The sequence below is a fragment of the Mesorhizobium sp. M0136 genome, assembly GCF_040322515.1.
Classification (GTDB): Bacteria; Pseudomonadota; Alphaproteobacteria; order Rhizobiales; family Rhizobiaceae; genus Mesorhizobium.
Genome location: NZ_JAMYTP010000006.1, coordinates 203,977 through 225,847, shown reverse-complemented (window position 1 = coordinate 225,847; position 21,871 = coordinate 203,977). Strand labels below are relative to the sequence as shown.

General features: G+C 62.5%; 29 protein-coding genes. 11 read left to right on the top strand and 18 right to left on the bottom strand.

Annotation, left to right across the window (positions count from 1 at the left end; genetic code table 11):
* The first annotated feature begins 125 nt into the window (after window positions 1-125).
* The 3 genes from NKJ35_RS09865 to NKJ35_RS09855 all read left to right on the top strand — a co-directional run bounded on the left by NKJ35_RS09865 (window position 126) and on the right by NKJ35_RS09855 (window position 1,626).
* Complete coding sequence (locus NKJ35_RS09865) at window positions 126-428, top strand: accessory factor UbiK family protein (RefSeq protein ID WP_254819274.1); 303 nt, start codon at window positions 126-128, stop codon at window positions 426-428.
* Window positions 429-759: 331 nt separating this feature from the next.
* The gene (locus NKJ35_RS09860) at window positions 760-1,260 is read left to right on the top strand and encodes a type III secretion system chaperone family protein (RefSeq protein WP_023678420.1); all 501 of its coding nucleotides are present in this window, start codon (window positions 760-762) and stop codon (window positions 1,258-1,260) included.
* A 6-nt stretch (window positions 1,261-1,266) separates the two neighbouring features.
* Window positions 1,267-1,626 (top strand): tRNA-binding protein, encoded by a 360-nt coding sequence (locus NKJ35_RS09855; RefSeq protein WP_352477950.1) that lies wholly within the window; start codon window positions 1,267-1,269, stop codon window positions 1,624-1,626.
* Window positions 1,627-1,638: 12 nt separating this feature from the next.
* Here the strand turns inward: NKJ35_RS09855 and NKJ35_RS09850 are convergent, their stop codons facing one another.
* The 4 genes from NKJ35_RS09850 to NKJ35_RS09835 form a co-directional block, all read right to left on the bottom strand.
* Entirely contained in the window at window positions 1,639-2,661 is a 1,023-nt protein-coding gene (locus NKJ35_RS09850; protein ID WP_352646577.1) for a glycosyltransferase family 4 protein, read from the bottom strand.
* Window positions 2,662-2,866: 205 nt separating this feature from the next.
* Window positions 2,867-4,282, bottom strand: coding sequence for an ATP-binding protein (locus tag NKJ35_RS09845; RefSeq protein ID WP_352646575.1), 1,416 nt, complete (start codon window positions 4,280-4,282; stop codon window positions 2,867-2,869).
* Window positions 4,283-4,332: 50 nt separating this feature from the next.
* A complete protein-coding gene (locus NKJ35_RS09840; protein ID WP_023678415.1) occupies window positions 4,333-5,052 on the bottom strand; it encodes a response regulator in 720 nt (239 codons plus the stop codon).
* On the bottom strand, window positions 5,039-5,566 hold the full coding sequence (locus NKJ35_RS09835; RefSeq protein ID WP_023719182.1) for a MarR family winged helix-turn-helix transcriptional regulator: 528 nt from the start codon (window positions 5,564-5,566) through the stop codon (window positions 5,039-5,041). The genes NKJ35_RS09840 and NKJ35_RS09835 overlap by 14 nt, the downstream gene beginning before the upstream one ends.
* A gap of 243 nt (window positions 5,567-5,809) precedes the next feature.
* On the opposite strand from NKJ35_RS09835, the gene NKJ35_RS09830 reads away from it, so the two are divergent.
* The 3 genes from NKJ35_RS09830 (at window position 5,810) to NKJ35_RS09820 (ending at window position 7,972) form a co-directional block, all read left to right on the top strand.
* Window positions 5,810-6,703, top strand: coding sequence for a branched-chain amino acid aminotransferase (locus NKJ35_RS09830; RefSeq protein ID WP_352508120.1), 894 nt, complete (start codon window positions 5,810-5,812; stop codon window positions 6,701-6,703).
* A gap of 145 nt (window positions 6,704-6,848) precedes the next feature.
* A complete protein-coding gene (locus tag NKJ35_RS09825) occupies window positions 6,849-7,160 on the top strand; it encodes a hypothetical protein (RefSeq protein ID WP_254819202.1) in 312 nt (103 codons plus the stop codon).
* A gap of 170 nt (window positions 7,161-7,330) precedes the next feature.
* On the top strand, window positions 7,331-7,972 hold the full coding sequence (locus tag NKJ35_RS09820; protein WP_352646574.1) for an MBL fold metallo-hydrolase: 642 nt from the start codon (window positions 7,331-7,333) through the stop codon (window positions 7,970-7,972).
* Between the two features lie 69 nt (window positions 7,973-8,041).
* Here NKJ35_RS09820 and NKJ35_RS09815 read toward each other — a convergent pair whose 3' ends face one another.
* The 3 genes from NKJ35_RS09815 to NKJ35_RS09805 form a co-directional block, all read right to left on the bottom strand.
* Window positions 8,042-8,452, bottom strand: coding sequence for a BA14K family protein (locus NKJ35_RS09815; protein ID WP_254819204.1), 411 nt, complete (start codon window positions 8,450-8,452; stop codon window positions 8,042-8,044).
* 193 nt (window positions 8,453-8,645) lie between these two features.
* Window positions 8,646-8,858 carry a cold-shock protein gene (locus NKJ35_RS09810; protein WP_006202521.1) on the bottom strand — a complete coding sequence of 71 codons (213 nt, stop codon included), beginning with the start codon at window positions 8,856-8,858 and terminating at the stop codon, window positions 8,646-8,648.
* Between the two features lie 225 nt (window positions 8,859-9,083).
* Window positions 9,084-9,296, bottom strand: a complete 213-nt coding sequence (locus NKJ35_RS09805; RefSeq protein ID WP_006202520.1) for a cold-shock protein — start codon at window positions 9,294-9,296, stop codon at window positions 9,084-9,086.
* 498 nt (window positions 9,297-9,794) lie between these two features.
* Here NKJ35_RS09805 and NKJ35_RS09800 point away from each other — a divergent pair, with 498 nt between their 5' ends.
* On the top strand, window positions 9,795-10,190 hold the full coding sequence (locus NKJ35_RS09800) for a Kazal-type serine protease inhibitor domain-containing protein (protein ID WP_352646571.1): 396 nt from the start codon (window positions 9,795-9,797) through the stop codon (window positions 10,188-10,190).
* 10 nt (window positions 10,191-10,200) lie between these two features.
* Here NKJ35_RS09800 and NKJ35_RS09795 read toward each other — a convergent pair whose 3' ends face one another.
* From NKJ35_RS09795 to NKJ35_RS09780, 4 genes are read right to left on the bottom strand one after another with little or no spacing between them, the layout of a single operon-like run.
* Window positions 10,201-10,425, bottom strand: a complete 225-nt coding sequence (locus NKJ35_RS09795; RefSeq protein ID WP_254819206.1) for a hypothetical protein — start codon at window positions 10,423-10,425, stop codon at window positions 10,201-10,203.
* Window positions 10,426-10,457: 32 nt separating this feature from the next.
* Window positions 10,458-10,595 (bottom strand): hypothetical protein, encoded by a 138-nt coding sequence (locus tag NKJ35_RS09790; protein WP_352646569.1) that lies wholly within the window; start codon window positions 10,593-10,595, stop codon window positions 10,458-10,460.
* Window positions 10,596-10,640: 45 nt separating this feature from the next.
* Window positions 10,641-10,886, bottom strand: coding sequence for a hypothetical protein (locus NKJ35_RS09785; RefSeq protein WP_254819208.1), 246 nt, complete (start codon window positions 10,884-10,886; stop codon window positions 10,641-10,643).
* Complete coding sequence (locus NKJ35_RS09780) at window positions 10,883-11,149, bottom strand: hypothetical protein (protein ID WP_352477936.1); 267 nt, start codon at window positions 11,147-11,149, stop codon at window positions 10,883-10,885. The genes NKJ35_RS09785 and NKJ35_RS09780 overlap by 4 nt, the downstream gene beginning before the upstream one ends.
* Window positions 11,150-11,486: 337 nt before the next feature.
* On the opposite strand from NKJ35_RS09780, the gene NKJ35_RS09775 reads away from it, so the two are divergent.
* The 3 genes from NKJ35_RS09775 (at window position 11,487) to NKJ35_RS09765 (ending at window position 13,785) form a co-directional block, all read left to right on the top strand.
* Entirely contained in the window at window positions 11,487-11,669 is a 183-nt protein-coding gene (locus NKJ35_RS09775) for a hypothetical protein (RefSeq protein ID WP_254819210.1), read from the top strand.
* Window positions 11,670-11,679: 10 nt separating this feature from the next.
* Window positions 11,680-11,946: a DUF1488 family protein gene (locus tag NKJ35_RS09770; protein WP_254819211.1), complete on the top strand. Its 267-nt coding sequence runs from the start codon at window positions 11,680-11,682 to the stop codon at window positions 11,944-11,946.
* Between the two features lie 183 nt (window positions 11,947-12,129).
* Entirely contained in the window at window positions 12,130-13,785 is a 1,656-nt protein-coding gene (locus NKJ35_RS09765) for a tetratricopeptide repeat-containing sulfotransferase family protein (protein WP_352646566.1), read from the top strand.
* On the opposite strand, the gene NKJ35_RS09760 is transcribed toward NKJ35_RS09765, so the two are convergent.
* The 7 genes from NKJ35_RS09760 to NKJ35_RS09730 all read right to left on the bottom strand — a co-directional run bounded on the left by NKJ35_RS09760 (window position 13,772) and on the right by NKJ35_RS09730 (window position 20,626).
* A complete protein-coding gene (locus NKJ35_RS09760) occupies window positions 13,772-14,125 on the bottom strand; it encodes a DUF1428 domain-containing protein (RefSeq protein ID WP_254819213.1) in 354 nt (117 codons plus the stop codon). The genes NKJ35_RS09765 and NKJ35_RS09760 overlap by 14 nt on opposite strands.
* A gap of 78 nt (window positions 14,126-14,203) precedes the next feature.
* Window positions 14,204-14,632: a VOC family protein gene (locus NKJ35_RS09755; protein ID WP_352646563.1), complete on the bottom strand. Its 429-nt coding sequence runs from the start codon at window positions 14,630-14,632 to the stop codon at window positions 14,204-14,206.
* Window positions 14,633-14,756: 124 nt separating this feature from the next.
* Window positions 14,757-14,936: a hypothetical protein gene (locus tag NKJ35_RS09750; protein ID WP_352646685.1), complete on the bottom strand. Its 180-nt coding sequence runs from the start codon at window positions 14,934-14,936 to the stop codon at window positions 14,757-14,759.
* A gap of 120 nt (window positions 14,937-15,056) precedes the next feature.
* Complete coding sequence (locus tag NKJ35_RS09745) at window positions 15,057-15,425, bottom strand: hypothetical protein (protein WP_352646562.1); 369 nt, start codon at window positions 15,423-15,425, stop codon at window positions 15,057-15,059.
* 90 nt (window positions 15,426-15,515) lie between these two features.
* The gene (locus NKJ35_RS09740) at window positions 15,516-15,794 is read right to left on the bottom strand and encodes a hypothetical protein (RefSeq protein WP_352477927.1); all 279 of its coding nucleotides are present in this window, start codon (window positions 15,792-15,794) and stop codon (window positions 15,516-15,518) included.
* 274 nt (window positions 15,795-16,068) lie between these two features.
* On the bottom strand, window positions 16,069-19,260 hold the full coding sequence (uvrB, locus tag NKJ35_RS09735) for an excinuclease ABC subunit UvrB (protein WP_352646561.1): 3,192 nt from the start codon (window positions 19,258-19,260) through the stop codon (window positions 16,069-16,071).
* 112 nt (window positions 19,261-19,372) lie between these two features.
* A complete protein-coding gene (locus tag NKJ35_RS09730) occupies window positions 19,373-20,626 on the bottom strand; it encodes a hypothetical protein (protein ID WP_352646559.1) in 1,254 nt (417 codons plus the stop codon).
* A 143-nt stretch (window positions 20,627-20,769) separates the two neighbouring features.
* Here NKJ35_RS09730 and NKJ35_RS09725 point away from each other — a divergent pair, with 143 nt between their 5' ends.
* Window positions 20,770-21,810 (top strand): CapA family protein, encoded by a 1,041-nt coding sequence (locus tag NKJ35_RS09725; protein ID WP_352646557.1) that lies wholly within the window; start codon window positions 20,770-20,772, stop codon window positions 21,808-21,810.
* The last annotated feature ends 61 nt before the right edge of the window (window positions 21,811-21,871 follow it).

The following is a 21,871-nucleotide window of genomic DNA, read 5'->3' as shown; positions in this document are numbered from 1 at the left end:
CTCCAGGTTCCCAATCAGGTTCGGGCGCGGACCATGCGGCAGGCTTTTGGCGCGGTCAAGGCAAGCATATGCTTGCATTCCGAATCGTGCGCCACTACGTCAATTCAACCAAGCGAGGATTTGCCATGGCGACCGGACCGAACCGCATTCTCGATGAATTCGCCAAGCTGATGACCGACGCAGCCGGTGCCGCGCAAGGCGTGCGGCGCGAGGTGGAGACCGCCTTCAGGGGCCAGGCCGAGCGCATACTCAACTCCATGGACGTGGTGCAGCGCGAGGAATTCGACGCCGCTCGCGACATGGCGGCGAAGGCCAGGGAAGAAAACATCCGCCTCGCCGCTCGCATCGAGGCGCTCGAGGCCAGGCTTGCCGAATTGACCGGTCAAGCAGCGCCTGCGGCTGCGGCAAAGCCGCGTGCAAAAAAATAATCAGAAATAAATCGTTAAACTTTTCCACAAAGCCGGATCGCAAAAAGCGCTTTGTCGTGAATCGCTTACCGGGACTGCGTGAATCTTTGTGACAGCGCCTTTCCACATGCGAATGACGCAGTGCGAAAAATTTGGCTGGTCACGCGACTCCCGATCAATAGACTGAATTTGTTGCATGATTCGGAGCAGGGTCGTGCGCCGGGCGGTGGGGTCCGGTCCGGGGTCTTTGCGTTGACGAAGTCCTGGCCGTCCGAGTTCAAGGCAGAATTGTTCGAGTGTGCCTCTCCCGCGGAGCGTGTGGTGGCGCTCCCAGAACGACAGGAAGCATTTCATGGAACTTCTCGAACTCGAATTCTCCCGCGAAATCCATCCGGTGGATGTTATCGAGCAGGTGGCGCACAATAACGACTGGTCCTTCGAACGGGCCGGCGACGACGAGATCTCGATTTCGGTTGCCGGGAGCTGGACCGACTACCACGTTTCATTCTCCTGGATGGAGGACTACGAGGCGCTGCACCTGGCCTGCGCCTTTGACATCAAAGTCCCGGAGGCGCGCGCGCTCGAGGTGATGCGGCTGCTTTCGCTGATCAACGAGCAGATGCTGTTTGGCCATTTCGATCTCTGGGAGCAGGAAGGCGCCATCATGTTCCGCCAGTCGCTGCTGCTGGCCGGTGGGGTCGAGCCGTCAAGCCAGCAGGTCGAGGTGCTGCTGTCGTCGGCGCTGGAAGCCTGCGAATGCTATTTCCAGGCGTTCCAGTTCGTCGTCTGGTCGGGGACTTCGGCCAAGGATGCGTTGGCCGGCGTGCTGTTCGAAACCTACGGAAACGCCTGACCGTCGATGAGTTCGAGCAACACGCGAAAACCCGAGATCAGCTTTGCCGATTTCGACCGTATCGACATCCGCGCCGGCACGATCGTAGAGGCCGAGCCTTTTCCCGAGGCGCGCAAGCCGGCGATCAAGTTGAAAATCGATTTTGGTCCCGAGATCGGGGTGAAGAAATCCTCGGCCCAGATCACAAAATACTATACGCCTGAAACCCTGATCGGCCGGCAGGTGTTCGCTGTAGTCAATTTCCCGCCGCGCCAGATCGGGCCATTCATGTCGGAAGTGCTGACGCTAGGCTTTCCCGATGAAGAGGGCGCCGTCGTGCTTGGCGCGATCGAGCGCAAGGTGCCGGACGGAGGCAGGTTGTTCTAGCTGCGCTGTTGCTCACGCAGCCAGTTTACGCGTGGTGCCCAGCGCCTCTTCAACCGTTTCCATGAACATTTCCGCGCAGGCCTTCCAGCTGTAGCGCATCGCGCGTTGCCGCGCCTCGGCGCGGTCGACGTGAAGGGCGGCGAGCGCTGCTTGCCGCAGGTCGTCCGATACCGCGCCGCCGATGCCGTCTCCGACGATGTCGATCGGTCCGGTGACGGGATAGGCTGCGACCGGCGTGCCACTGGCCAGCGCCTCGATGATGACGTTGCCGAATGTGTCGGTGCGGCTGGGGAAGACGAAGGCATCGGCCGAGGCGTAGATCTCGGCCAGTTCGTCGTTCGGGCGATGGCCGAGGAAATGGGCATCGGGATATCTGACCTTCAGCTTCGCCAATTCCGGCCCTTCGCCTACGACCACCTTGCTGCCCGGCAGGTCGAGGTCGAGAAAGGCCGGCAGGTTCTTTTCGATCGCGACGCGGCCGACGCAGAGGAAGATCGGTCCGGGAAATCCCAGGTCCTTTCTTTTATCCGGCCGAAAATGATCGGTGTCGACGCCGCGCGTCCACGGCCGGAGCTTGGTGAAGCCGCGCCCCGCAAGATCGTCGGCAAGCGACTGGGTGGCGACCAGCGTGCCCTGTCCTGAATTATGGAAATCGCGCAGCCAGCGATAGGCCCATGCTTCAGGCACCGGCAGGCGCGCGCTCAGATATTCAGGAAAACGTGTGTGATAGCTGGTCGTGAACGGGCGGCCGGCGTTGCGGCAGTAGCGCCGGGCCATAATGCCGAGCGGTCCTTCGGTGACGATATGGATGTGGTCCACCTTGCGTGCCTCGATCAGCCGCGCCACGCGGTGCGGCGTCGTCAGCGCCAGCCTGATATCGGGATAGGTCGGCAGAGGCAGGGTGCGAAAGATGTTGGGCGTCAGGAAATCCGTCTCGACGTCGAAGGATTTCAGGGTCTCCGAGAGGCGCTCCAGCGTGTGGACGACGCCGTTCACTTGCGGGCGCCAGGCGTCGGTGACCATCAGGATGCGCATGGCGGTCCCTTGGCGGCAAGCTTGATTGGCTTGCCGCGATGCCTGAGCGGCGACCACGCCGCAGCTCTGGTGTCGCACCGGCGCACCCGGGCAGGCGCGGGGTCGAAATGAGGCCGCAGGGCCGAATCAATCAGAATCGCGCGCTTCATTGGCGCTCTTCACCATGGTTTCATGACGGGCGAATGAAGGCCGGGTCTCGCTGCCGTCAAGCCGGAACCTTGATCACCGCCCGCAAGCCGCCGAGCGGGCTGCGTTCGAGGACGATGTCGCCGCCATGGCTGCGGGCAATGTCGCGTGCGATGGAGAGGCCAAGGCCGGTGCCGCTGGCGTCGAGGTTGCGGGCCTCGTCGAGCCGCACGAACGGCTTGAATACATCCTCCCGCTTTTCGGGCGGAATGCCCGGACCGTCATCGTCGATGGTGACGAGCAGCGAACCGCGTCCATGATTGGCGTTGATCTCCACCGTCTTGGCATAGCGGAATGCATTGCCGACGACATTGGAGAGCAGCCGGGCAAAGGCATTGGGGCGCACGTGGACGTGCGGATCGCCGGCAAGTACGGTCGACAGCTTGCGCTTGCGCAGCGCGGCTTCCTCGCGAAGCTTGTCGAAGAAGGCTTCGAGGTCGAACCGGCCGGCATCTTCCGATGCTTCGCCGCGTGCAAAGGCAAGGTAACCTTCCAGCATCGACTGCATGTCGTCGATGTCCTGGTCGAGTGCCTGGGTGTCGGCCGCCTTGGTCCCGGCCAGTGCCAATTGCAGCTTGAAGCGGGTGAGGATGGTCCTCAGATCGTGGCTGACGCCGCTCAGCATGGCGGTGCGCTGCTCGAGCTGGCGTTCGATGCGTTCGCGCATCTGGATGAAGGCAAAGCCGGCGCGGCGGACTTCCTCGGCGCCGCGCGGGCGAAAATCGCGCGGCATCGGCCGGCCTTTGCCAAAGCTCTCGGCCGCCTCGGCCAGCGTCAGAATCGGCCGGATCTGGTTGCGCAGGAAGGGAATGGCGATCATCAGCAGCACCAGCGAGGTGCCGACCATCCAGATCAGGAAAATATGGGTGTTCGACGCATAGGCCTGGCTGCGGCGCACGAAGACCCGCAGCACCTTGTTCTCAAGCTGGACGCGGACTTCGACGATATTGGAATTGCCGACCGTATCGATCCAGAACGGACGGTTGATCTGGCGGGTGATCTCGGACGAAAGGATCTCGTCGAGGATCGAGAAGAACGGCTTTGGCCCGGGTGGCGGCAACGGGTCGGGGGGGAGGAGGTCGACCTTCAGCTGCATGCGATCCTGGGCGATACGGATGACGTTCGCGTAGTCGGCGTCATGCGGATAGGTCTCTATCAGGTCGATGATGGCGGCGATGTCGCGCACCGTGGCCTGTGACAGGCGTTGCGTCACGGTCTGCCAATGGCGCTCCATGAAGACAAAGGCGACGACCGACTGCAGCATGATCATTGGCGCTATGACGATGATCAGCGAGCGGGCATAGAGCCGCTTCGGCATGTAAAGCGACACCAGGCGCCAGAAACGGTTCCAGGCGCGCGGCACGGCCTTCAGCGCCCGCGTCGCGCGGGCGCTGAAGCCGCCATCTCCCGGCCGTTCGAGTTGCGTGGTCGCCATTCGTCTTTTCGCTCACCGGGACCCGGCAAAGGGCCGCTGTCGGCAGCATTCTATTCCACGCTGAGCCGATACCCAATACCGCGCACGGTCTGCAGCCAGACCGGATTGGACGGATCGCGTTCGATCTTGCGGCGCAGCCGGTTGATCTGGACGTCGATCGTGCGCTCGCCGACCTCGGATTCGTCGCCGACAAGCTCATGCCGCGGTATCGTCTCGCCGGCACGGGCAGCGAAGATCGCCAGGATTTCCTGCTCGCGGTCGGTCAGCTTGAGCGCCTCTCCGCCGCGCTTCAGCTCACGCCTGGCGATCTGGAACGTATAGGGACCGAAGACCAGCTGTTCGACCTTGGGCGTCGTCGCGGGGCCGCCGCGGCGCAGGATATTGTTGATACGCAGGATCAGCTCACGCGGGTCGAACGGTTTAGGCAGATAGTCGTCGGCGCCGGCCTCGAGCCCGGTGATCCGGCTGTCGGTTTCGGACAGTGCGGTGAGCATCAGGATCGGTACGTTTTTCTCCGCCCGCAGCGCCTTGGTGAGATCGACGCCGCTTTCACCCGGCATCATGACATCGAGCACGATCAGATCGAAGTCGAGGCCGGCCAGCTTGCGCCGCGCCTCGCCGGAATTTCCGGCGACGGTGACGCGAAAGCCGTTTTCGGTGAGATACTGTTTCAGAAGATTGCGGATACGGGTGTCGTCGTCGACCACCAGCAGATGCGGCGCGTCGTCTTCCGGTGCTGTCGGATGATCAACCCTCTCAATGGTCTCCATGGCTTTTCCCTGACATCTTTGCGGGCACAATGTCGATCTGCGCCCTTAGTTCCGGATTGACCATCGCTTCAAGGAACCGTTCGATAACGGCGCGTTCGGTGGCTCCGGAATCTTCCAATGCAGCATGGATGCGGCGCGACTGTGGCCGCGCCAGCGCCAGCGCCAGCGCACGGCCCTTGGCCGTCGGATAAAGCTCGCGCTGGCGGCGGTCGCGGGGGCCCTGCAATTGCACGATATGGTCGGTGTCAATCAGTTGCTTGAGCACGCGCGCCAGGCTCTGCTTGGTGATCTTGAGCACGTCGAGGAGCTCGGCGACCGTCAGGCCGGGCCGGCGATTGACGAAATGCAACACCCGATGATGGGCGCGGCCAAAACCGTAATCGGCCAGGATCTGGTCCGGATCGGAGGTAAAGTCGCGATAGGCGAAGAAGAACAACTCGATGATGGCGAAATCGATGCCGTCCTCGTCGGTGATCGCCGTCCTGATCGGCTCTGCGGCTGCGTGGCTCGTCATCTTTTCTCCGTGTGAAGCAGAAATTATGTCAGCACTATTGACGTATTTTCCACGCGATGGTAATTTTTGGCAAGCTTTTCGGCGGATTGCGAACGAAAAGGCAAGCGAAGCCGTTTTTTCCGGAACTTCCTAAGTTTGCCAGACCTTAAATATCCGCCTACGCTTTGAGACAATGGCCGCCCGCAGCGGCCGAGGCGAAACACGCAACGACACTGTGCGGGCTGCCGCCCGCGGGAGGTTACCATGGCATCCGTTCCCTTCGATCAACTGGACGGCTTTATCTGGATGAACGGCCAATTCGTCAAATGGGCCGACGCCAAGATCCACGTCTTGACCCACGGGCTGCACTACGCCAGCGCGGTATTTGAGGGCGAGCGCGCTTATGGGGGCGAAATTTTCAAGCTGACCGACCACACCGAACGCCTGCATGAATCGGCGCGCCTGCTTGGCTTCAAGATACCCTACTCGGTCGCCGAGATCGACGACGCCTGCCGCACGCTGTTGAAGAAGCAAGGTTTCCAGGACGCCTATGTCCGGCCGATCGCGTGGCGCGGCAGCGAACAGATGGGCGTTTCCGCACAGAACAGTCGGATCAACTGCGCCATCGCCATCTGGCAGTGGCCGAGCTATTTCGACCCGGCGCAGAAGCTCAAGGGCATCCGCCTCGACATGGCCGAATGGCGCCGCCCCGACCCGCGCACCGCACCGTCGAAATCGAAGGCGGCCGGCCTCTATATGATCTGCACCATGTCCAAGCATGCCGCTGAGGCCAAGGGCTATGCCGACGCCATGATGCTCGACTGGCGGGGCCAGGTGGCGGAAGCGACAGGCGCCAACATCTTCTTCGTCAAGGACGGCAAGATCCATACGCCCAAGCCCGATTGCTTCCTCGACGGCATCACCCGCCGCACGGTCATCGGCCTTGCCAAGGACCGCGGTGTGGAGGTGATCGAGCGCGCCATCATGCCGGAAGAGCTTGAAGGCTTCCAGCAGTGCTTCCTCACCGGGACGGCAGCCGAGGTGACGCCGGTTTCGGAGATCGGTCCATACCGATTCGAGGTCGGCGAAATCGCCAAGACGCTGATGAATGACTATTCTGCGGCCGTTCAGCCCAAGCACGCAATCGCTGCAGAATAACGAAAGTCACAGCTTTTTTAACTAGTAAGGGCGGTTTTCGAGCCGCCCCTTTTATTTAAGCGCTTCTGCATTTGACTTTCACACAATTCGGCGTCTCATGATGGGGTCGGCCCGGGAGGCTGGCAGCTATGGAGGGACTGGAAATATGGATATGAACACGCTTCTTCCGATCATTATTCAGGTGATTACGGGTATCATCGGTGGTCAGGCGGTTGGCGCGGCTATCAAGACGGCGGCGATGGGGCAGCTTACCAAAATCCTTGGCGGCGCTGTTGGCGGCGTCGGCGGTGCGGCCATCCTCAACAGTCTGCTGGGTGGCGCGGTCGATCCGACAGCCGCGGCCACGGCGGCAGGGGCAGGCAGCGCGTTGAACATTTCAAATATCGTTGGCGGTGCCGGCGGCGGCGCCATCCTGACCGGCATCATCGGTGCGGTCATGAACGCGATGAAGAAATAAGCTTTGACGTTTCAAGTTTTCAAATGGGCGGCTTCGGCCGCCCATTCCGTTTTCCGTTTGTGGAGCGGTGGACGCCGTTCGCGTGTGTCTCTACATCAGGGTAAAGGTTAGGGCTTTCCTGACGCGTTCGAGGGGGGCGCGCAGCGCTCCGACAGCGTGAAAGGACGAATATGGGTCAGCTCAACGCCGGCATTGTGCCGGTCACGCCGTTCCAGCAGAACTGCACCATTCTCTTCGACATGGACGACAGGCAAGGCGTTGTCATCGATCCGGGCGGCGACATCGACGAGGTGCTGGCGGCGCTCGAGGACAATGCGATCACTGCCGGCGCGATCTGGATCACGCATGGCCATATCGACCATGCCGGCGGGGCCATGGAGCTGAAGGAGGCGCTTGGTATCGAGATCATCGGCCCGCATGCCGCCGACCGGCCGCTGCTCGCCAATCTCGAGAACCAGGCGAAGCGCTACGGCATCACCGATCCCGTGCGCAACTGTGTCCCCGACCGGTTCCTTGCCGAAGGCGAGACCGTTTCGTTCGGCTCACACGTGTTCGAGGTGCTCCATTGTCCGGGCCACGCACCCGGCCACGTCGTCTACTATAACCGGGCGGCGAAGTTCGCGCATGTCGGCGACGTGCTGTTCCGCGGTTCGGTCGGCCGCACCGACCTGCCGGGCGGCGACCACGCCGCGCTGATCGCCTCGATCAAGGAGAAGCTTTTGCCGTTGGGCGACGACATCGGCTTCATCTGCGGCCACGGTCCCGGCGGCCGTTTTGGTGAGGAGCGGCGGAGCAATCCGTTCCTGATCTGAACCGCTTGCCGGAAACAAAAAAGCGCGGCCTGTGCGACCGCGCTTTTTTCCGGCAGGAAACTGCCTCCGTTAATTGGCGGTGCAGAAATGCTGTTCGCCGTCATAGCCTGTGAACGTGCCGGTACGCGCGTTGAAGCTCCGGTAGCGGTCCGAGCAGTATTCGTACCAGCCGCGGGTCCAGGGCTCCGCATAGCTTTCGGCATAGGCCACTCGCGGCTGCACGTAATAACGACGCACCGGGGCAGGCCGGTAGTATTCATCATCATAGGCCGGGTCGTAATAGCGGGGCTGCGGGCTGGCGAGCGCACCGCCGATCAGGGCACCGGCCGCAAGGCCGAGCACGCCTGCCGCAACGGCGTCGCCGTTGCCGTGGTGCCGGCGATGATGGCGCCATTCATCGGCACTGGCCGCGGGCAAGGTCGCAAGCGTGGTCGCAACGACCGCGGCGGACAGGATGGCAGTCTTGAAAATTCGGTTCATGTCGGTCTCCTTCGTGCCGGCCCGGGTCGTTGTCGGGGGATGCGGTCCGGCTTTAAGGAGGATTAATATGGGACCGTGGCTGAACGGGGGCTGAACGAAATTTGGCCAGGCGGGTTCATCCAACCGGGCGATTCAAGCGTGCGGCAAACACCGCAGGCCAGACCGGCCCGCGTCCATTCTGTCCAGGGCCGGTTCAGCCGATCGACAGGTTGACGGCTTTCGGACCCTTGCCGCGCTTGTCCGGCTCGGTGTCGAATGTCACTTTCTGCCCATCCTCAAGACCGGGAAGACCCGACGCCTGCACGGCCGAAATATGGACGAAGACATCCTTTGCCCCGTCGTCCGGCGTGATGAAGCCGAAGCCCTTGGCGTGATTGAAGAATTTGACGGTGCCGGTCTGCGGCATGGGAAGCTCCTTTGATCCCACAAGTCCAGTCTCGGGCCGGCAAATGCCCGGACGGAAATTTGTCCTTTATTTTAGTGCCATCGGCAAGAGAAAGTTTTGCGGGTGCCGGCAAGCATCCCAGAACACAAAAGGCGCGACGAAAACCGCCGCGCCTTTATAAAATTCACGTCACACCAAAGCCTTGCAGCATCCTCACACCCGAAAGGACGCGCGGCACGCCGCCGTTCAGGCGGCGCGGAGATTGACCGCTTTCGGACCCTTGCCCATACGGTCGGGCTCGACATCGAAGGTGACCTTCTGACCGTCGACGAGCGTGCGCAGCCCGGAAGCCTCGATCGCCGAGATGTGGACGAACACATCCTTGGCGCCGCCATCGGGCGTGATAAAGCCGAAGCCTTTGGTAGCGTTGAAGAATTTAACGGTGCCGGTCTGGGCCATTGGGGAAACTCCTTCACCCGTGTCAGTCTTGGTGGTTCCGCCCGCCGCCTGGCGCCGTGGGCAAGTCCCGGTGGTTGCTTCGGCAGTCATGCACTGGCGCATGGTAAAACCCCCCGCCGAAAACGGGGCTGTCAGAGATTCACAGTATCGGGGAAAGGTCGTCCAAAACGTTCCGCTCTCCGGGTCGCAAATGCCCGAACACAAAATTTATCGCACGGAAACGTGATGCTTGCAAGATAGAGCCGCGGGCGGCCCAACAGGCGCATCCCGACGCATCGCACCGATAGTCCCGGTTCTCCGCCCGGCCATCGGCCAGACGCAGCCCAGGCATGGTCCAGCAAGCGGGGCCGGTGCTGTTTTGCCTTCGCGCCGGCATACCGCCTTGGTTGGCCATGCCGCCCGTTGCAAACAGGGGTTGCATTTGGCGGCGGAATGACGAGGATCGGCCGGACGCAGGCACCATTTGTGCAGGCACGAGCTTCGAGGGAGGGAACATTCATGCGGTTTCTTGCGGCAATCTTCTCGCGGCAGGGTTTTTCCATCCTGTTCCTGTCGGCAATTCTCGCGGCCTGCACCGTCGTGGTCGATGAGGGGCCGGGGCCGCGCCCGCCACGGCCGGGACCGCAATTCTGCACTAGGCAATATGACCCGGTCTGCGCCAGGCGCGGCGGCGACCGCCAGACCTTCGCCAACGCCTGCCTTGCCGAACGGGCCGGATACCGCATCATCCGTGAAGGCGAGTGCCGTGGCGGTGGTGGCGGCGGGGAGCAGACATTCTGTACCCGCGAATTCCGCCCGGTCTGTGCCCGTCGCCATGGCGAACTGCGCACGTTCCCCAATGAATGCGAGGCCCGCGCGGCTGATTATCGGGTCGTCGATGATGGGCCGTGCTAGCGCACCGGCCTCACTGTTCGTCCGGATAGGCACCATCGGCGGGGCCGACGTAGAGCTCGGCGCCGTCCTCGTTGGAGATGCGCAGGCGATCGGGGATCTGCGGCATCATCAACGTGTGAAGCAGCGTGGCGGCGCCTTGCAGGGCGGCGCGCAGGTTCGGCGCCTCCAGCGACACCCGGTCGAGTGTCGCTTCGTCGGCATCGCGCGAGCGGTAGAACTCAATGACGAAGTTCAAGCACGCCTCCAGCAGATTGTCTGCGATCGACTCTAGCCTTTGGACTTGGGTTTCGTACCGGTCTCCGCCTGCTTGACCGCCGAGCCGAACGGCGAGGTCGGCTTTGCAGCCACCTTGTCCTTCTTGGGCTTGCGTGTCTCGCGGTTGCTTCGCTGTTGACCCTTGGCCATTTCTGATCCCTCGTGCGTGGGTGGTAATGTCGAGAGTGCTATCGCTCAGCCGGCCGGGTTGTCGACCGGTTCGAGATTGTCTTCCGTGGTGACCCGCTCGTAGGTCTCCTGCTCGCTGCGGATGCGGTATTGCGGCGAGCCGTCCTTGACCGGCAGCCGGCTCTTGATCTGGAACAGCTCCGCGGTCTTTTGGACAAGGCCGATGCGGCTCTTCATGCGGACGGTCTGGCCGACGGTGAAGATATGCGACGGCGTATCCGTGCGCCGCGCACTCTGCTGGAAGCGGATCATGTAACGTTCTCCTGATCGTGCCGAAGCGCTGCTTCGAGTTCGGCGTGGTCGACGGCGACAAGCTGGCTGGTCGGGCTTTTCACCGTCCTTGACGGCAGATGGATGAAAGTGGCGACGCGGCGCCAGGCAAGCCACGACATGCCGTCGATCAGTTCCTCGTCGTGGTCGATGTCATAGTCGCCGGCCGGCTGCACGCCATCTAGCCCGCCAAGCACGAAAGGTGCCGCGAAATGCGCGATGGAATGAGTGGTGCGGGCAGACATTCTTGTGCCTTGAAGTTTCTTTCCGGCCTGGCCCTGAAAACGGGGCCTGCATTGCGGTATCGGGTATCGGCGATTTGTATGAGGTTTTGGCGGGCCGAGAACCCCTGACGCCGCGAGGGGACCAAGCACGGCCCAAAAACGGTTCCCTACCAATATTCTGAAAATGCGGCTTATTCAAGAAGATTCCGGCTTTTTGCCGCTACCAACGTAAAATTACTTTTCTATGGTTATTTGCGAAACGATGATACGGTGCCGGGCATCTCAAAAATTGTTTGAAGAAGTTCCGGAAGAGTTCCTCCGGCATTTGTGGTTATTTAGGTATGAAGGGAATAGAGTCATGAGTTCCGTAAGAACACCGAATGTCCCGACAGTTGCAGTCGATCCTGTCGTCAAGCCGACAAAGGTCATATCGCCGCGCCTCACGATAAGAAGCGACGAGGCGGCAAGGCGAAGGATTGCCGACACCGACGGCACGGTGCGGCGGGCGCGCCAGCTTGCCGAAAGCAACCGCCTGATTTGACGCGCAAGCCATGACACTCAATTTTCCCAATCCCAGCCGCTCCTACGACGCTGCAGCCAAGCGCGTTCGTTTCGTCGGGCATGACGGCATGTTCGAAGTCCCGTTCTTTATCGAGGTTACGGCACTTTCGACGGTAAACCCGGCTGCAAGCGGAGCCGAAGCCGAATTCCTCAGTGCCTTCGACGCCAAGCGTTCGTCGATCCACGATATTGCGCGCGAAGCCTACTCGCACGGCCGCAAGAACATGTATGTGCTGACGCCGGCCGACTTTCGGTAAGTTCCCCGGGTTCGGAGGTTTGCTTCGTAGCGACCGCCGTCTGCTCTTGCACGTGCCGCAGCGATGGCCTAGATCGCGGCAGGCGGACAACACGGCAGGTTTCCCATCAACAGAGATCCGAGACAACCGGCAGGCACACGTTACGGCTCAGGCGGACAGCCGCCGCTGGGGCTCGACCAGCACGTGCAGCGGGCGCTGCAGCTGCACCAGGCGGGGCGCCGGCAGGAAGCCGAGGCGCTTTACCGTCAGGTGCTGGCGCAAAAGGCCAACCACCCGGCTGCTGCGCATTTCCTCGGGCTTCTGCTGCACCAGACCGGGCGCAGCGCCGAGGGGCTGGCGCTGATCGAACAATCGGTGCGTCTGCAGCCGAACAATCCGGATTTCCTCAACAATCTCGGCACCGTGCTGCGCGACCTCGGCCGGGTAGCGGCCGCGGCCGATCTCTTCCGCAAGGTGGTGGCGATTCGGCCGGACCAGTTGGCGGCGCGCGACAATCTCGGCTCGTCGCTGAAGCAACTCGGCCAATTCGAAGGCGCCGAAGATATTTATCGCGGCACGATCGGCCGCAACCCGTTCCATGTCCGCGCCCGCGTCGGGCTTGCCGAAACGCTGCAGGAAGCGGGCCGGCTGGATGAGGCACTGGCCGTTTTTCGCGAGGCGCTGACGATCCGGCCGAAGGATGCCGATCTTTTGCACGGCCTGGGCGTCGGGCTAATGGAAAAGGGCAATCTCGACGAGGCTGCGGATCTTTTCAGGCAGGCGCTGGCGGTGGACCCCGGCATGGCCAGGGCCTGGCTGATGCTCACCCAGGTCAAGCGCCAGAAGGAGCGCGACGCCGAGCTTGCCCGCATGGAGGCGGAGCACGCCAAGGCGCCGCAAGGCAGCCTGGCGCGCATGCAGCTTTCCTTCGGCCTCGGCAAGGCCAACGACGACCTCAGGGATTATGGCCGCGCTTTCGACTATTTCGCCGAAGGCAACGCGATCCGCCGCCAGGGCATCGACTACGACGCCGGCAAGACGCGCGGCGAGTTCGAGGCGATGGAGGCGGTATTCGACAAGGCCTTTTTTGAAAAACACAGGCCGGGCGGGATCGCCGACGACACGCCGATCTTCGTTGTCGGCATGCCGCGATCCGGCACCACGCTGGTCGAGCAGATCATCGCCAGCCATCCGCAGGTCTATGGCGCCGGCGAGCTCAGCATATTGAAGACGGCGGTCGGCAAGCAGTTTCCGCTCAGCATGAAGGGCGGCTTTCCCTGGGGCATCGCCGACATGCCCGACAAGGCCTTTGCCGAGGCCGGCCAGGCCTATCTCGACATGCTGCACGCCCGCTATCCAGGTTTTCGGCACGTCACAGACAAGATGCCTGGCAACTTCCTCTTGGTCGGTTTCATCCATATGATGCTGCCGAAGGCCAAGATCATCCATTGCGCGCGCGATGCGGCGGCGACGTGCCTGTCGATCTACAAGGTGCACTTTCGCGGCGACAGCCATCGCTACGGCTACGATCTCGACGAGCTCGCCGATTTCCACAACCTCTACACCGATATCATGGCGCACTGGCACGCCGTGCTGCCTGATGTCGTGCACGACGTTCGCTACGAGGATTTCGTCGCCGACCAGGAAGGCCAGTCGCGGGCGCTGATCGCCCATCTCGGCCTCCCATGGGACGACGCCGTGCTGTCGTTTCACCAGACCGACCGGCCGGTGCGCACGGCGTCGGCCACGCAAGTGCGCCAGCCGATGTATCAGGGCTCGGTCGATCTGTGGAAGCGCTATGGCGACCGGCTGAAGCCGCTGCTCAATAAACTTGATCGAGGGGCGCCTACAGCTCGATGAAGGGCTGAAAACCGCCAAAGATCATGCGCTTGCCGTCGAACGGCATGGTCTCCCAGTCCGGCTTGAGGCGCGGATCGGCCATCACCTTGGCCATCACCGCATCACGATGCTGCCTGGATTCATAGACGACCCAGGAGAAGACGACGACCTCGTCTTCCTTGGCCTGCACGGCGCGCGGGAACGAGGTGAGCTCGCCATAGGGTACGTCGTCGCCAATGCATTCGACATAGGCCAACGCGCCATGCTCCTTCCAGACGGCGCCGGCCGTCTGCGCCATTTTCTTGTAGGCATCGAGATTTGCCTTGGGCACGGCCAGTACGAAACCGTCGACATAGGACATCTGACTTCCTCCATGTGATCGTTTTCCTCTCCCTTTAGAGCGGGGAGAGGTGATTTCAGACACAGCCTGTGGTGGATGTTAAGCTGCTTTCACCGGTGCGTTCATTGCCCATTCGACGCCGAACGGATCACGCATATTGCCCCAGCGGTCGCCCCAGAACATCACCTGCAACGGCACGACTGCCTCGCAACCCGCCTCGATGGCCCGCTTCCACCAGGCGTCGATGTCGTCGCTGCCGAGATGGAGCTGCATGGTGTAGCCCTGCGGCTTCACAGCGGCCATTCCATGCTCGGGATAGAAGTCGGAAAGCATCAGGGTCGAACCGTTGATGTGCAGATGGATATGCATGGTGCGGCCCTGTTCATCCGGCGGATAGGCAAAGACCTGCTCGGCACCGAAGGCCTTTTGGTAAAATTCTGCGGCTTTGAAAGCGCCGTCCAGCTGAAGGTAGGGCGTCAATCCGCCAAGCACTTTGGCGGCGGACTGGGTCTGCGGCTGATCATTCATGTCATGCTCCTCTTTGCGTCTGGTTGGCCTTTGCGAACCACAGGACGAACGGAACGGCGAAGATCCTACACGGCCGATGGTTTGGATTCGAAATGGCGCCTGCCGCGACGGCCAACTGCCACTTTCAACCTCCGATGCGAATCCGCGGGCTGTTTTGCGCGTCGACGACGATTTCCGGCCAGCCGATATCTTTGCGCAACTCGATCGGCAATGAAAGGATGGCGCGTTCGCTGCGATAACGGGCGCGAGCCGCCGAGTAACGCGTCACGGCGTGACCTATGGATGACAGAATCAGAATAGACATGATGCTTTCTCCTCGATTGGCGCCGGCATCACCGTGTCGGCGTCCCAAGGACGTGGCATGCGATCATCATCCGACAGAGCGCCGGATTTTTTTCCGCAATTTTCTAACCGCCCGCTTCGGCTATCTCCTGGAAGAAAGCTTCCGGGCTATCGATCTCGGGTGCCCACCAAGTTCCCTGCGGAGCACCTCGCCGCAATAGCTGCCCAACGCAAACAAGCGCAGCCCGAGATCCTCGGACATCAAACCGCCCGAGATGGGCTCACCATCCTTCGTCTGCTCGCGAAAGAACCGTTCCACCTCCGATATGCTCTGTGGAGTGAAATCGGCGCGGTAGCCCGAACTTTGCAGTGCCTTGGATATCCATTGTGCAGCGATCGGAATGTCATCCTGCAAGCGCCGCGGCGCGTTCGTTGTTTGAGACGCCGCGCGGGACGGCAGGAAAGCTGCGGCGACGGCTGCGAGAAGTCCAAAGAAACGACGCGTCATCATCCGCAGCCATCCAAGCGATGAAGTTATATGCGGCGCTCGCGGGGCGCCACGTCGGCCAATGGCAAGGACGGTGACAGTCGGCGGTGACTGTCACACTGACCTCAAGTGGCCTCCGCTTACTCCGTATTCTTTGTTCAAATCCAGCAGGAAATGTCCAAACACCGCACTTCTGCGAAGATCAACAACGATCACAAGAAGGGCGTTGAACCTGCCGGTACCAATCAAAACTTGATCAAACCGGTTTTGGGCATCTCGGTAGACATAGTGCACGTCGTTCAAATAGGGCAGCCCGATCTCATCCAGATCTAGTGCGTCGACATACGGCCATATGTTCGCAGCAGCCTCCGCCGTCGCGGTGACGTTCGTCATAGGCTCTGCAAAACAAGCCTTGAATTCGTATTCCTCAAGTCTGCGAGTGACTAACATCGCCTATTCTAGGAGATAGCGCCGGAAGCTCGCAACAGTGCGGCAGACGGGCGCCTCCCTTCTCCCCTTGTTTGTGGGAGAAGGTGGCCGAGCGAAGCTCGGTCGATGAGGGGTGTTCCAGCTTGGCATCGACGGCGATCCGTCCAGCACCCCTCAACCGTCTCGGCGCTGCGTGCCGATCCACCTTCTCCCACAACAAGGGGAGAAGGGAAGCTCGCTACCGTCCCGGCCGACCCGTCTTTCCCGGCCGACGCTTTTCGCGGCGGGCGTCGGCGGGGTCTTCGTAGGGGCCGATGCCGGCGCGCTGACGAACGATTGGCTTCGCGGAATCGTCGCGATCCTTCGCGCCCCCCTCTGCCCTGCCCTCTTTGCCACCACTTGGCATCTCCCCCACGAGGGGGGAGATCGGCTGTGGTTTCGCCGGCGCTTTTCCCTGGACCGGCTTCTCGGTCCGCCGCACCGTCATCTCGTCCAGTGAGTTCTTCCTGAACAGCGGCTTGGTCGGTTCACCCGGTATACCGAAATCCGAACCGTGCGCTTCCTGCGCCGACTGTTTCTTGAACAGCGAACGGGAGACCGCGCCTGACGGCGTCGGCATGTCGGTCCCAGGTCCCATATCGTCCAGCGAAGGTTTCGCGAACAGCGGCTTCTTGACCGGTACGGCGCCGTCGGCGCCCATTTCGTCGAGCTCCGGCTTGCGGAAGAGGTTGGGCCGGGCAGCCTTGGCCGCCTCTTCGGCGGCATGTGCCTCGTCGAGCTTGCGGAAACGCTCCTGTTCCTCTGCTGTACGATGTTTGGCCACGCCCTTGTTGTGCTTGCCCTTTTCGCGGCCCGAAACCGGGCTTTCCATGTCGGCATATTTGGCCAGCGGGTCGTCCGAGATGGACAGTTCCATCTCGCGCAGCCGCTTGATCTCGTCGCGGATGCGGGCCGCCTTTTCGAAATCGAGGTTGGCGGCGGCGTCGCGCATCTGCTTTTCCAGGGCGTCGAGATGCGCCTTCAGATTGTTGCCCATCATCGCGCCGGCGCTGTCGGTGAACTGCGAAATGTCGGCGCGGACATGATCCTTCTCGTAGACCGAATCCAGAATGTCCGAAATGCGCGACTTGACCGATTCCGGGGTGATGCCGTTGGCCGCGTTCCACTCCATCTGCTTTTCGCGACGGCGGTTGGTCTCGGCCATCGCCCGCTCCATCGAGCCGGTGACCTGGTCGGCATAGAGGATCACCTTGCCGTCGACGTTTCTGGCGGCGCGGCCGATGGTCTGGATCAGCGATGTCTCGGAGCGCAGGAAGCCCTCCTTGTCGGCGTCGAGAATGGCAACGAAACCGCATTCGGGAATGTCGAGACCTTCGCGCAATAGGTTGATGCCGACCAGCACGTCGAAGGCGCCAAGGCGCAGGTCGCGCAGGATCTCGATGCGCTCCAGCGTGTCGATGTCTGAGTGCATGTAGCGGACGCGAATGCCTTGCTCATGCAGATATTCGGTCAAATCCTCGGCCATGCGCTTGGTCAGCACGGTGACCAGCGTGCGGTAGCCGGCCCTCGTGGTTTCGCGGATTTCGCCGACTACGTCGTCGACCTGTGTCTTGGCCGGGCGCACTTCGACCGGCGGGTCGATCAGGCCGGTCGGGCGGATGACCTGCTCGGCGAAGACGCCGCCGGACTGCTCCATCTCCCAGGCGCCGGGAGTAGCCGAAACCGCGACGGAGAGCGGGCGCATGGCGTCCCATTCCTCGAAGCGCAGCGGCCGGTTGTCCATGCAGGACGGCAGGCGGAAACCATACTCGGCCAGCGTCGCCTTACGGCGAAAGTCGCCGCGATACATGCCGCCGATCTGCGGTATGGTGACATGGCTTTCGTCGATGAAGACCAGCGCATTGTCGGGAATGTATTCGAACAAGGTCGGCGGCGGATCGCCCGGCTTGCGGCCGGTCAGATAACGCGAGTAATTCTCGATGCCGGCGCAGGAACCGGTCGCCTCCAGCATCTCCAGGTCGAAGCGGGTGCGCTGCTCAAGCCGCTGCGCCTCAAGCAGGCGGCCAGCCTTTTCAAGCTCTTGCAGCCGATATTTAAGTTCTTCCTTGATAGACTTGATGGCTTGATTCAAGGTCGGGCGCGGCGTGACGTAGTGCGAATTGGCGTAGATCTTGACGCTCTTCAGCTCGCCGGTTTTCTGGCCGGTCAGCGGATCGAATTCGGTGATCGCTTCGATCTCGTCGCCGAACAGCGAGATGCGCCAGGCGCGGTCTTCCAAGTGGGCCGGGAAGATCTCGATCGTATCGCCGCGCACCCGGAACGAGCCGCGGACGAAGTTGATGTCCTGGCGCTTGTATTGCTGGGCGACGAGGTCGGCGAGCAGCGCGCGCTGGTCGAGCCGGTCGCCGATCTGCATCTGGAAGGTCATCGCCGTATAGGTCTCGACCGAGCCGATACCGTAGATGCAGGACACCGAGGCGACGATGATGACGTCGTCGCGCTCGAGCAGCGAGCGCGTCGCCGAATGGCGCATGCGGTCGATCTGCTCGTTGATCGAGGATTCCTTCTCGATGTAGGTGTCGGTCCGGGGCACATAGGCCTCGGGCTGGTAGTAGTCGTAGTAGGAGACGAAATACTCGACGGCGTTTTCCGGGAAGAATTTCTTGAACTCGGAATAGAGCTGCGCGGCCAGCGTCTTGTTGGGCGCCAGGATCAGAGCAGGGCGTTGCGTCTCCTCGATCACCTTGGCCATGGTAAAGGTCTTGCCCGAGCCGGTGACGCCGAGCAGCACCTGAGTGCGGTCGTTGCTGTTGACGCCCTCGACGAGATCCTTGATCGCGGTCGGCTGGTCGCCGGCCGGCTCGAAATCCGAGACCATCTTGATGGCGATGCCGCCTTCGGACTTCTCCGGCCGGGCAGGGCGGTGCGGCGTCCACAGCACGCCGTCCTTGTGCAGCGGATTGCCGGATTCGATCAGCGCCGACAGCGCCGCGACGGTGGCGGTGACGCCGCCCGAGGCCATGGTCTCGGCGTCCTCCAGCGAAATGTCGAGGCCCGCGACAGGGTTGAGACCGGCCGCAGTGCGCTCCCGCGCCGAAGCCGCGCCGCCCATCGAGGTGCCGCGTGCCGTCCGGCCGGGGGAAGAGGAGCGCTCGGGGATTTTCTTCGCCGGTTTCGGCGATTTGCCGCCGACTTTGCCGGAAACGCGCCCTTCCTTCTCGGCTTCCTGCTCGATCTGCTCGGCCCAGTCGGCGATCGAGCCGGTCAGCGCCGCGCCGGTGAACTCGGCCTGCGGCGCCTCGGCAAAGCCGCCCTTGTACAGGGGCTCCGAGGCATCGAGGAAATCGGTCAGCGGACTGCGCCGCTTGGGCGGCGAAGCGCGCTCGTCATTCGCCGGCGGCGGCGTTTTCTTGTCGGAGAGTCTGGCCATGGCCCGAATATGGGAGGTATCGGCCAAAATGGAAAGAGCGGAGTGGCGGGTGGCGCGAGGGGCAATTTGGCTGCTGACAGCAGGCTGTCAGGAATAGCGTCGACGCGCTCCCTCAATTGAACCAAAGCGCGAACGTCAGAAACCCGGCGCCGCCGAACTGGCGCTGGATCTGGTTGAACTCCTCGCTGGTGAGAATCTTGCCGTGTTCGAGATAGGGCGCGATAGCCGGCCCGGTGATCGACAGCACCAGGTCGAAGGGCTTCGGCTCGTCGAAGAAGCGCTTCATGTTGATGCCTTTGTCGGCGATGCGGAAATGCGGCAGCAAGCTGCGTCCCTCCAGCAGATCCTCGGCCATATCAAGGGCGGCGAGCCAGGCCTGTACCTGCTGCTGGCCGACTTCGAGACCGGTCAGCGGGCTGGCGCCTTTCTGCTGCGGCCCGGGCAGCCATTCGCGGTCATTGTCGGTTTCGGCGCGGATGGCTTTCCAGTCCTCGCGCGACAGCCGGATCATTTCCATCAGATGGCGGCGTGCCGCTTGCCGGCGCTCAGGCTCGACCACTTGCCAGTTGACGAGATGCACCAGGGAGATGAAGTCGGCGAGGCGCCATTCGGACGTTAGGATGCCACCATTCATGCCACCGTCCAGCGGCACGAGCGTATCCTGCAGCGGCAGTTTTGCGCGCGGGAACAGCATGTGGAAGGAGCCGTCGAACGTGTTCCTGAAATCATGCGCCAGCCAGAAGTCGGCCTGCGCCATCAGGAACTCGGCATAGCCCTGCAGCCAATAGCCGTCGGCGCGGTCGAAGCGGAAGGTGAGGGCGGGTGCGGCCGCGTCTGGCACACCGCCGCCGCGTGACAGAGACGCCATGATCGCGGCGGCACTTTCGTCCGGCGCGATCTGGCCATCCTCGTTGAGATCGATGCCGAGGCGGGTGAGGTCGATGACCATGCCGATGTCCGCGTCGGCGGGTACCGAACCCAGCGTGGCTGCGGATTTCTCCAGCCGGTCGCGGAAGGCGATGAGAATGGCGCGGAATTGTCCGTAGGTCAGCGGCTCGGGATCGGGGTTGTCCGGCACCGGCAGCCGCATCAGCGGCAGCATGAAGGATTGCGGGCTTTCGAAACCGTGGCGATGCAGGCCGCCGGCCAGGATCTCCAGCGCGGTGAAGAATTCGCCGGCGCCGGCGGCGTAGGCGGCTGCCGGATCGCCTGGCGCGGCGGTTTCAAGAGCGGCAAGAGCGCCGTTACGCTCAGTCACGGTTTTTGCCTCGAACAGTGCCGCGGCATCCCGCACTGCGGCGCCGGCCGAAGACAGCGGCAGGAAAAGAACGATGGCGCACGCCACCAGCCTGGAAAAACGCGTCATCGTGATCACCCCTTTTGTCGCTCCGCAGTGGATCATACACGCATTTGGTTCGCGCGCCTGTAGCCCTGTGGTTCAACGACAACAGTCAGCGCTTCAATCAGTCCGGCCGGCGGTCTACACAAGGCAAACCATTGGGCCGTCGCGTGTCGAATTATCCGCTTTCCTACAAACTGTCCTGGCTGCCACGCTTCCTCCGGCCTTCGCTCGATGGCGACGCGCGCGGCTTTGCTCCGGCGGCCGCAACCCTGCTCGACCCGCCGCCGGCGCGCACGGTGCGGCTGGCTTTCGTCGGCGATATCTCGGCGGTGGCCAATCGCAGCCCGCCGGACTGCGACCCGGCGATTGCGGCACTGCTTGCCTCGGCCGATCTGGTGGTCGGCAATTGCGAAAGCCCGGTGGTGGAACGGCCGAGCGCTGTTTTGGGTACGAGGTTTGGCACGCACCACGCGATGAGCGAGCGGTTCCTTGCCGAGGCGCTGGCCGCTGCCGGCATTTCGCGCGAAAAACTGGTGCTGTCGCTGGCCAACAACCATGTGCTCGACCAGCGCATCGCCGGCTTCGACGAGACGGTCGCCGCGCTGGAGCAATTAGGCATCCGCATGATCGGCACTGCGGCTCCGGTCGAGCGGTTTGCGGTTGGTTCGCTGACCATAGGCCTTGCCGCCTTTACCTTGTGGCGCAATGCCGACGCGGCTCAGTTCGCGGGCCGTGTCTCGATGGAAAGCAATCCGGCGCAATGGCCGCGCGATGCCGCTTCGGGTGTCGACCTCCTCTGCGCGGTGCCGCATTGGGATTGGGAATTCCGGCATTTTCCACGTGCGAGGACGCGGGCACTGGCGCGGCTTCTGGCCGAACATGGCGTCTGCCTGATCGCCGGGCATCATGCCCATGTCGTGCAGCCGATCGAGCGGATCGGCGAGACGCTCGTCGCCTATGGACTCGGCGATTTCTTCGGCACCGCCTTCGCGCGCCAGCCTTGGCCTGGCCGCATCGGTGCCATTCTCGTCGTCGACATCAGCGCCGATCCCGGCACGCGCGGCGCCATTGCCGCCTACCGGCTGCATGCCTTCATGCGGCTGCGCGCCGGCGATCACGAGCGGCTGGTGCCGGTTGAAATGTTGAAGGGAAATCCAAGGCAAAGGGTTCTGGCCCGCCTCGATGCGATCTTCAGTGCCGGGCGCTGACGGCTGCGCTGACGCGGTCCACCAAACCGGCTATCATGCCCAGCGCGGGCAGGCTTGTGGC

What these genes read in the sequence shown, in the direction of transcription:
- NKJ35_RS09855 (WP_352477950.1), top strand. Translation starts at nt 1,267, where the DNA reads ATGAGTTCGAGCAACACGCGAAAACCCGAGATCAGCTTTGCCGATTTC.
- NKJ35_RS09750 (WP_352646685.1), bottom strand. Translation starts at nt 14,936, where the DNA reads ATGTCTATTCTGATTCTGTCATCCATAGGTCACGCCGTGACGCGTTAC.
- NKJ35_RS09830 (WP_352508120.1), top strand. Translation starts at nt 5,810, where the DNA reads ATGGCATCCGTTCCCTTCGATCAACTGGACGGCTTTATCTGGATGAAC.
- NKJ35_RS09755 (WP_352646563.1), bottom strand. Translation starts at nt 14,632, where the DNA reads ATGAATGATCAGCCGCAGACCCAGTCCGCCGCCAAAGTGCTTGGCGGA.
- NKJ35_RS09810 (WP_006202521.1), bottom strand. Translation starts at nt 8,858, where the DNA reads ATGCCGCAGACCGGCACCGTCAAATTCTTCAATCACGCCAAGGGCTTC.
- NKJ35_RS09785 (WP_254819208.1), bottom strand. Translation starts at nt 10,886, where the DNA reads ATGATCCGCTTCCAGCAGAGTGCGCGGCGCACGGATACGCCGTCGCAT.
- NKJ35_RS09770 (WP_254819211.1), top strand. Translation starts at nt 11,680, where the DNA reads ATGACACTCAATTTTCCCAATCCCAGCCGCTCCTACGACGCTGCAGCC.
- NKJ35_RS09800 (WP_352646571.1), top strand. Translation starts at nt 9,795, where the DNA reads ATGCGGTTTCTTGCGGCAATCTTCTCGCGGCAGGGTTTTTCCATCCTG.
- NKJ35_RS09825 (WP_254819202.1), top strand. Translation starts at nt 6,849, where the DNA reads ATGGATATGAACACGCTTCTTCCGATCATTATTCAGGTGATTACGGGT.
- NKJ35_RS09805 (WP_006202520.1), bottom strand. Translation starts at nt 9,296, where the DNA reads ATGGCCCAGACCGGCACCGTTAAATTCTTCAACGCTACCAAAGGCTTC.
- uvrB (WP_352646561.1), bottom strand. Translation starts at nt 19,260, where the DNA reads ATGGCCAGACTCTCCGACAAGAAAACGCCGCCGCCGGCGAATGACGAG.
- NKJ35_RS09745 (WP_352646562.1), bottom strand. Translation starts at nt 15,425, where the DNA reads ATGATGACGCGTCGTTTCTTTGGACTTCTCGCAGCCGTCGCCGCAGCT.
- NKJ35_RS09840 (WP_023678415.1), bottom strand. Translation starts at nt 5,052, where the DNA reads ATGGAGACCATTGAGAGGGTTGATCATCCGACAGCACCGGAAGACGAC.
- NKJ35_RS09790 (WP_352646569.1), bottom strand. Translation starts at nt 10,595, where the DNA reads ATGGCCAAGGGTCAACAGCGAAGCAACCGCGAGACACGCAAGCCCAAG.
- NKJ35_RS09815 (WP_254819204.1), bottom strand. Translation starts at nt 8,452, where the DNA reads ATGAACCGAATTTTCAAGACTGCCATCCTGTCCGCCGCGGTCGTTGCG.
- NKJ35_RS09835 (WP_023719182.1), bottom strand. Translation starts at nt 5,566, where the DNA reads ATGACGAGCCACGCAGCCGCAGAGCCGATCAGGACGGCGATCACCGAC.
- NKJ35_RS09775 (WP_254819210.1), top strand. Translation starts at nt 11,487, where the DNA reads ATGAGTTCCGTAAGAACACCGAATGTCCCGACAGTTGCAGTCGATCCT.
- NKJ35_RS09820 (WP_352646574.1), top strand. Translation starts at nt 7,331, where the DNA reads ATGGGTCAGCTCAACGCCGGCATTGTGCCGGTCACGCCGTTCCAGCAG.
- NKJ35_RS09780 (WP_352477936.1), bottom strand. Translation starts at nt 11,149, where the DNA reads ATGTCTGCCCGCACCACTCATTCCATCGCGCATTTCGCGGCACCTTTC.
- NKJ35_RS09760 (WP_254819213.1), bottom strand. Translation starts at nt 14,125, where the DNA reads ATGTCCTATGTCGACGGTTTCGTACTGGCCGTGCCCAAGGCAAATCTC.
- NKJ35_RS09740 (WP_352477927.1), bottom strand. Translation starts at nt 15,794, where the DNA reads ATGACGAACGTCACCGCGACGGCGGAGGCTGCTGCGAACATATGGCCG.
- NKJ35_RS09865 (WP_254819274.1), top strand. Translation starts at nt 126, where the DNA reads ATGGCGACCGGACCGAACCGCATTCTCGATGAATTCGCCAAGCTGATG.
- NKJ35_RS09860 (WP_023678420.1), top strand. Translation starts at nt 760, where the DNA reads ATGGAACTTCTCGAACTCGAATTCTCCCGCGAAATCCATCCGGTGGAT.
- NKJ35_RS09730 (WP_352646559.1), bottom strand. Translation starts at nt 20,626, where the DNA reads ATGACGCGTTTTTCCAGGCTGGTGGCGTGCGCCATCGTTCTTTTCCTG.
- NKJ35_RS09850 (WP_352646577.1), bottom strand. Translation starts at nt 2,661, where the DNA reads ATGCGCATCCTGATGGTCACCGACGCCTGGCGCCCGCAAGTGAACGGC.
- NKJ35_RS09845 (WP_352646575.1), bottom strand. Translation starts at nt 4,282, where the DNA reads ATGGCGACCACGCAACTCGAACGGCCGGGAGATGGCGGCTTCAGCGCC.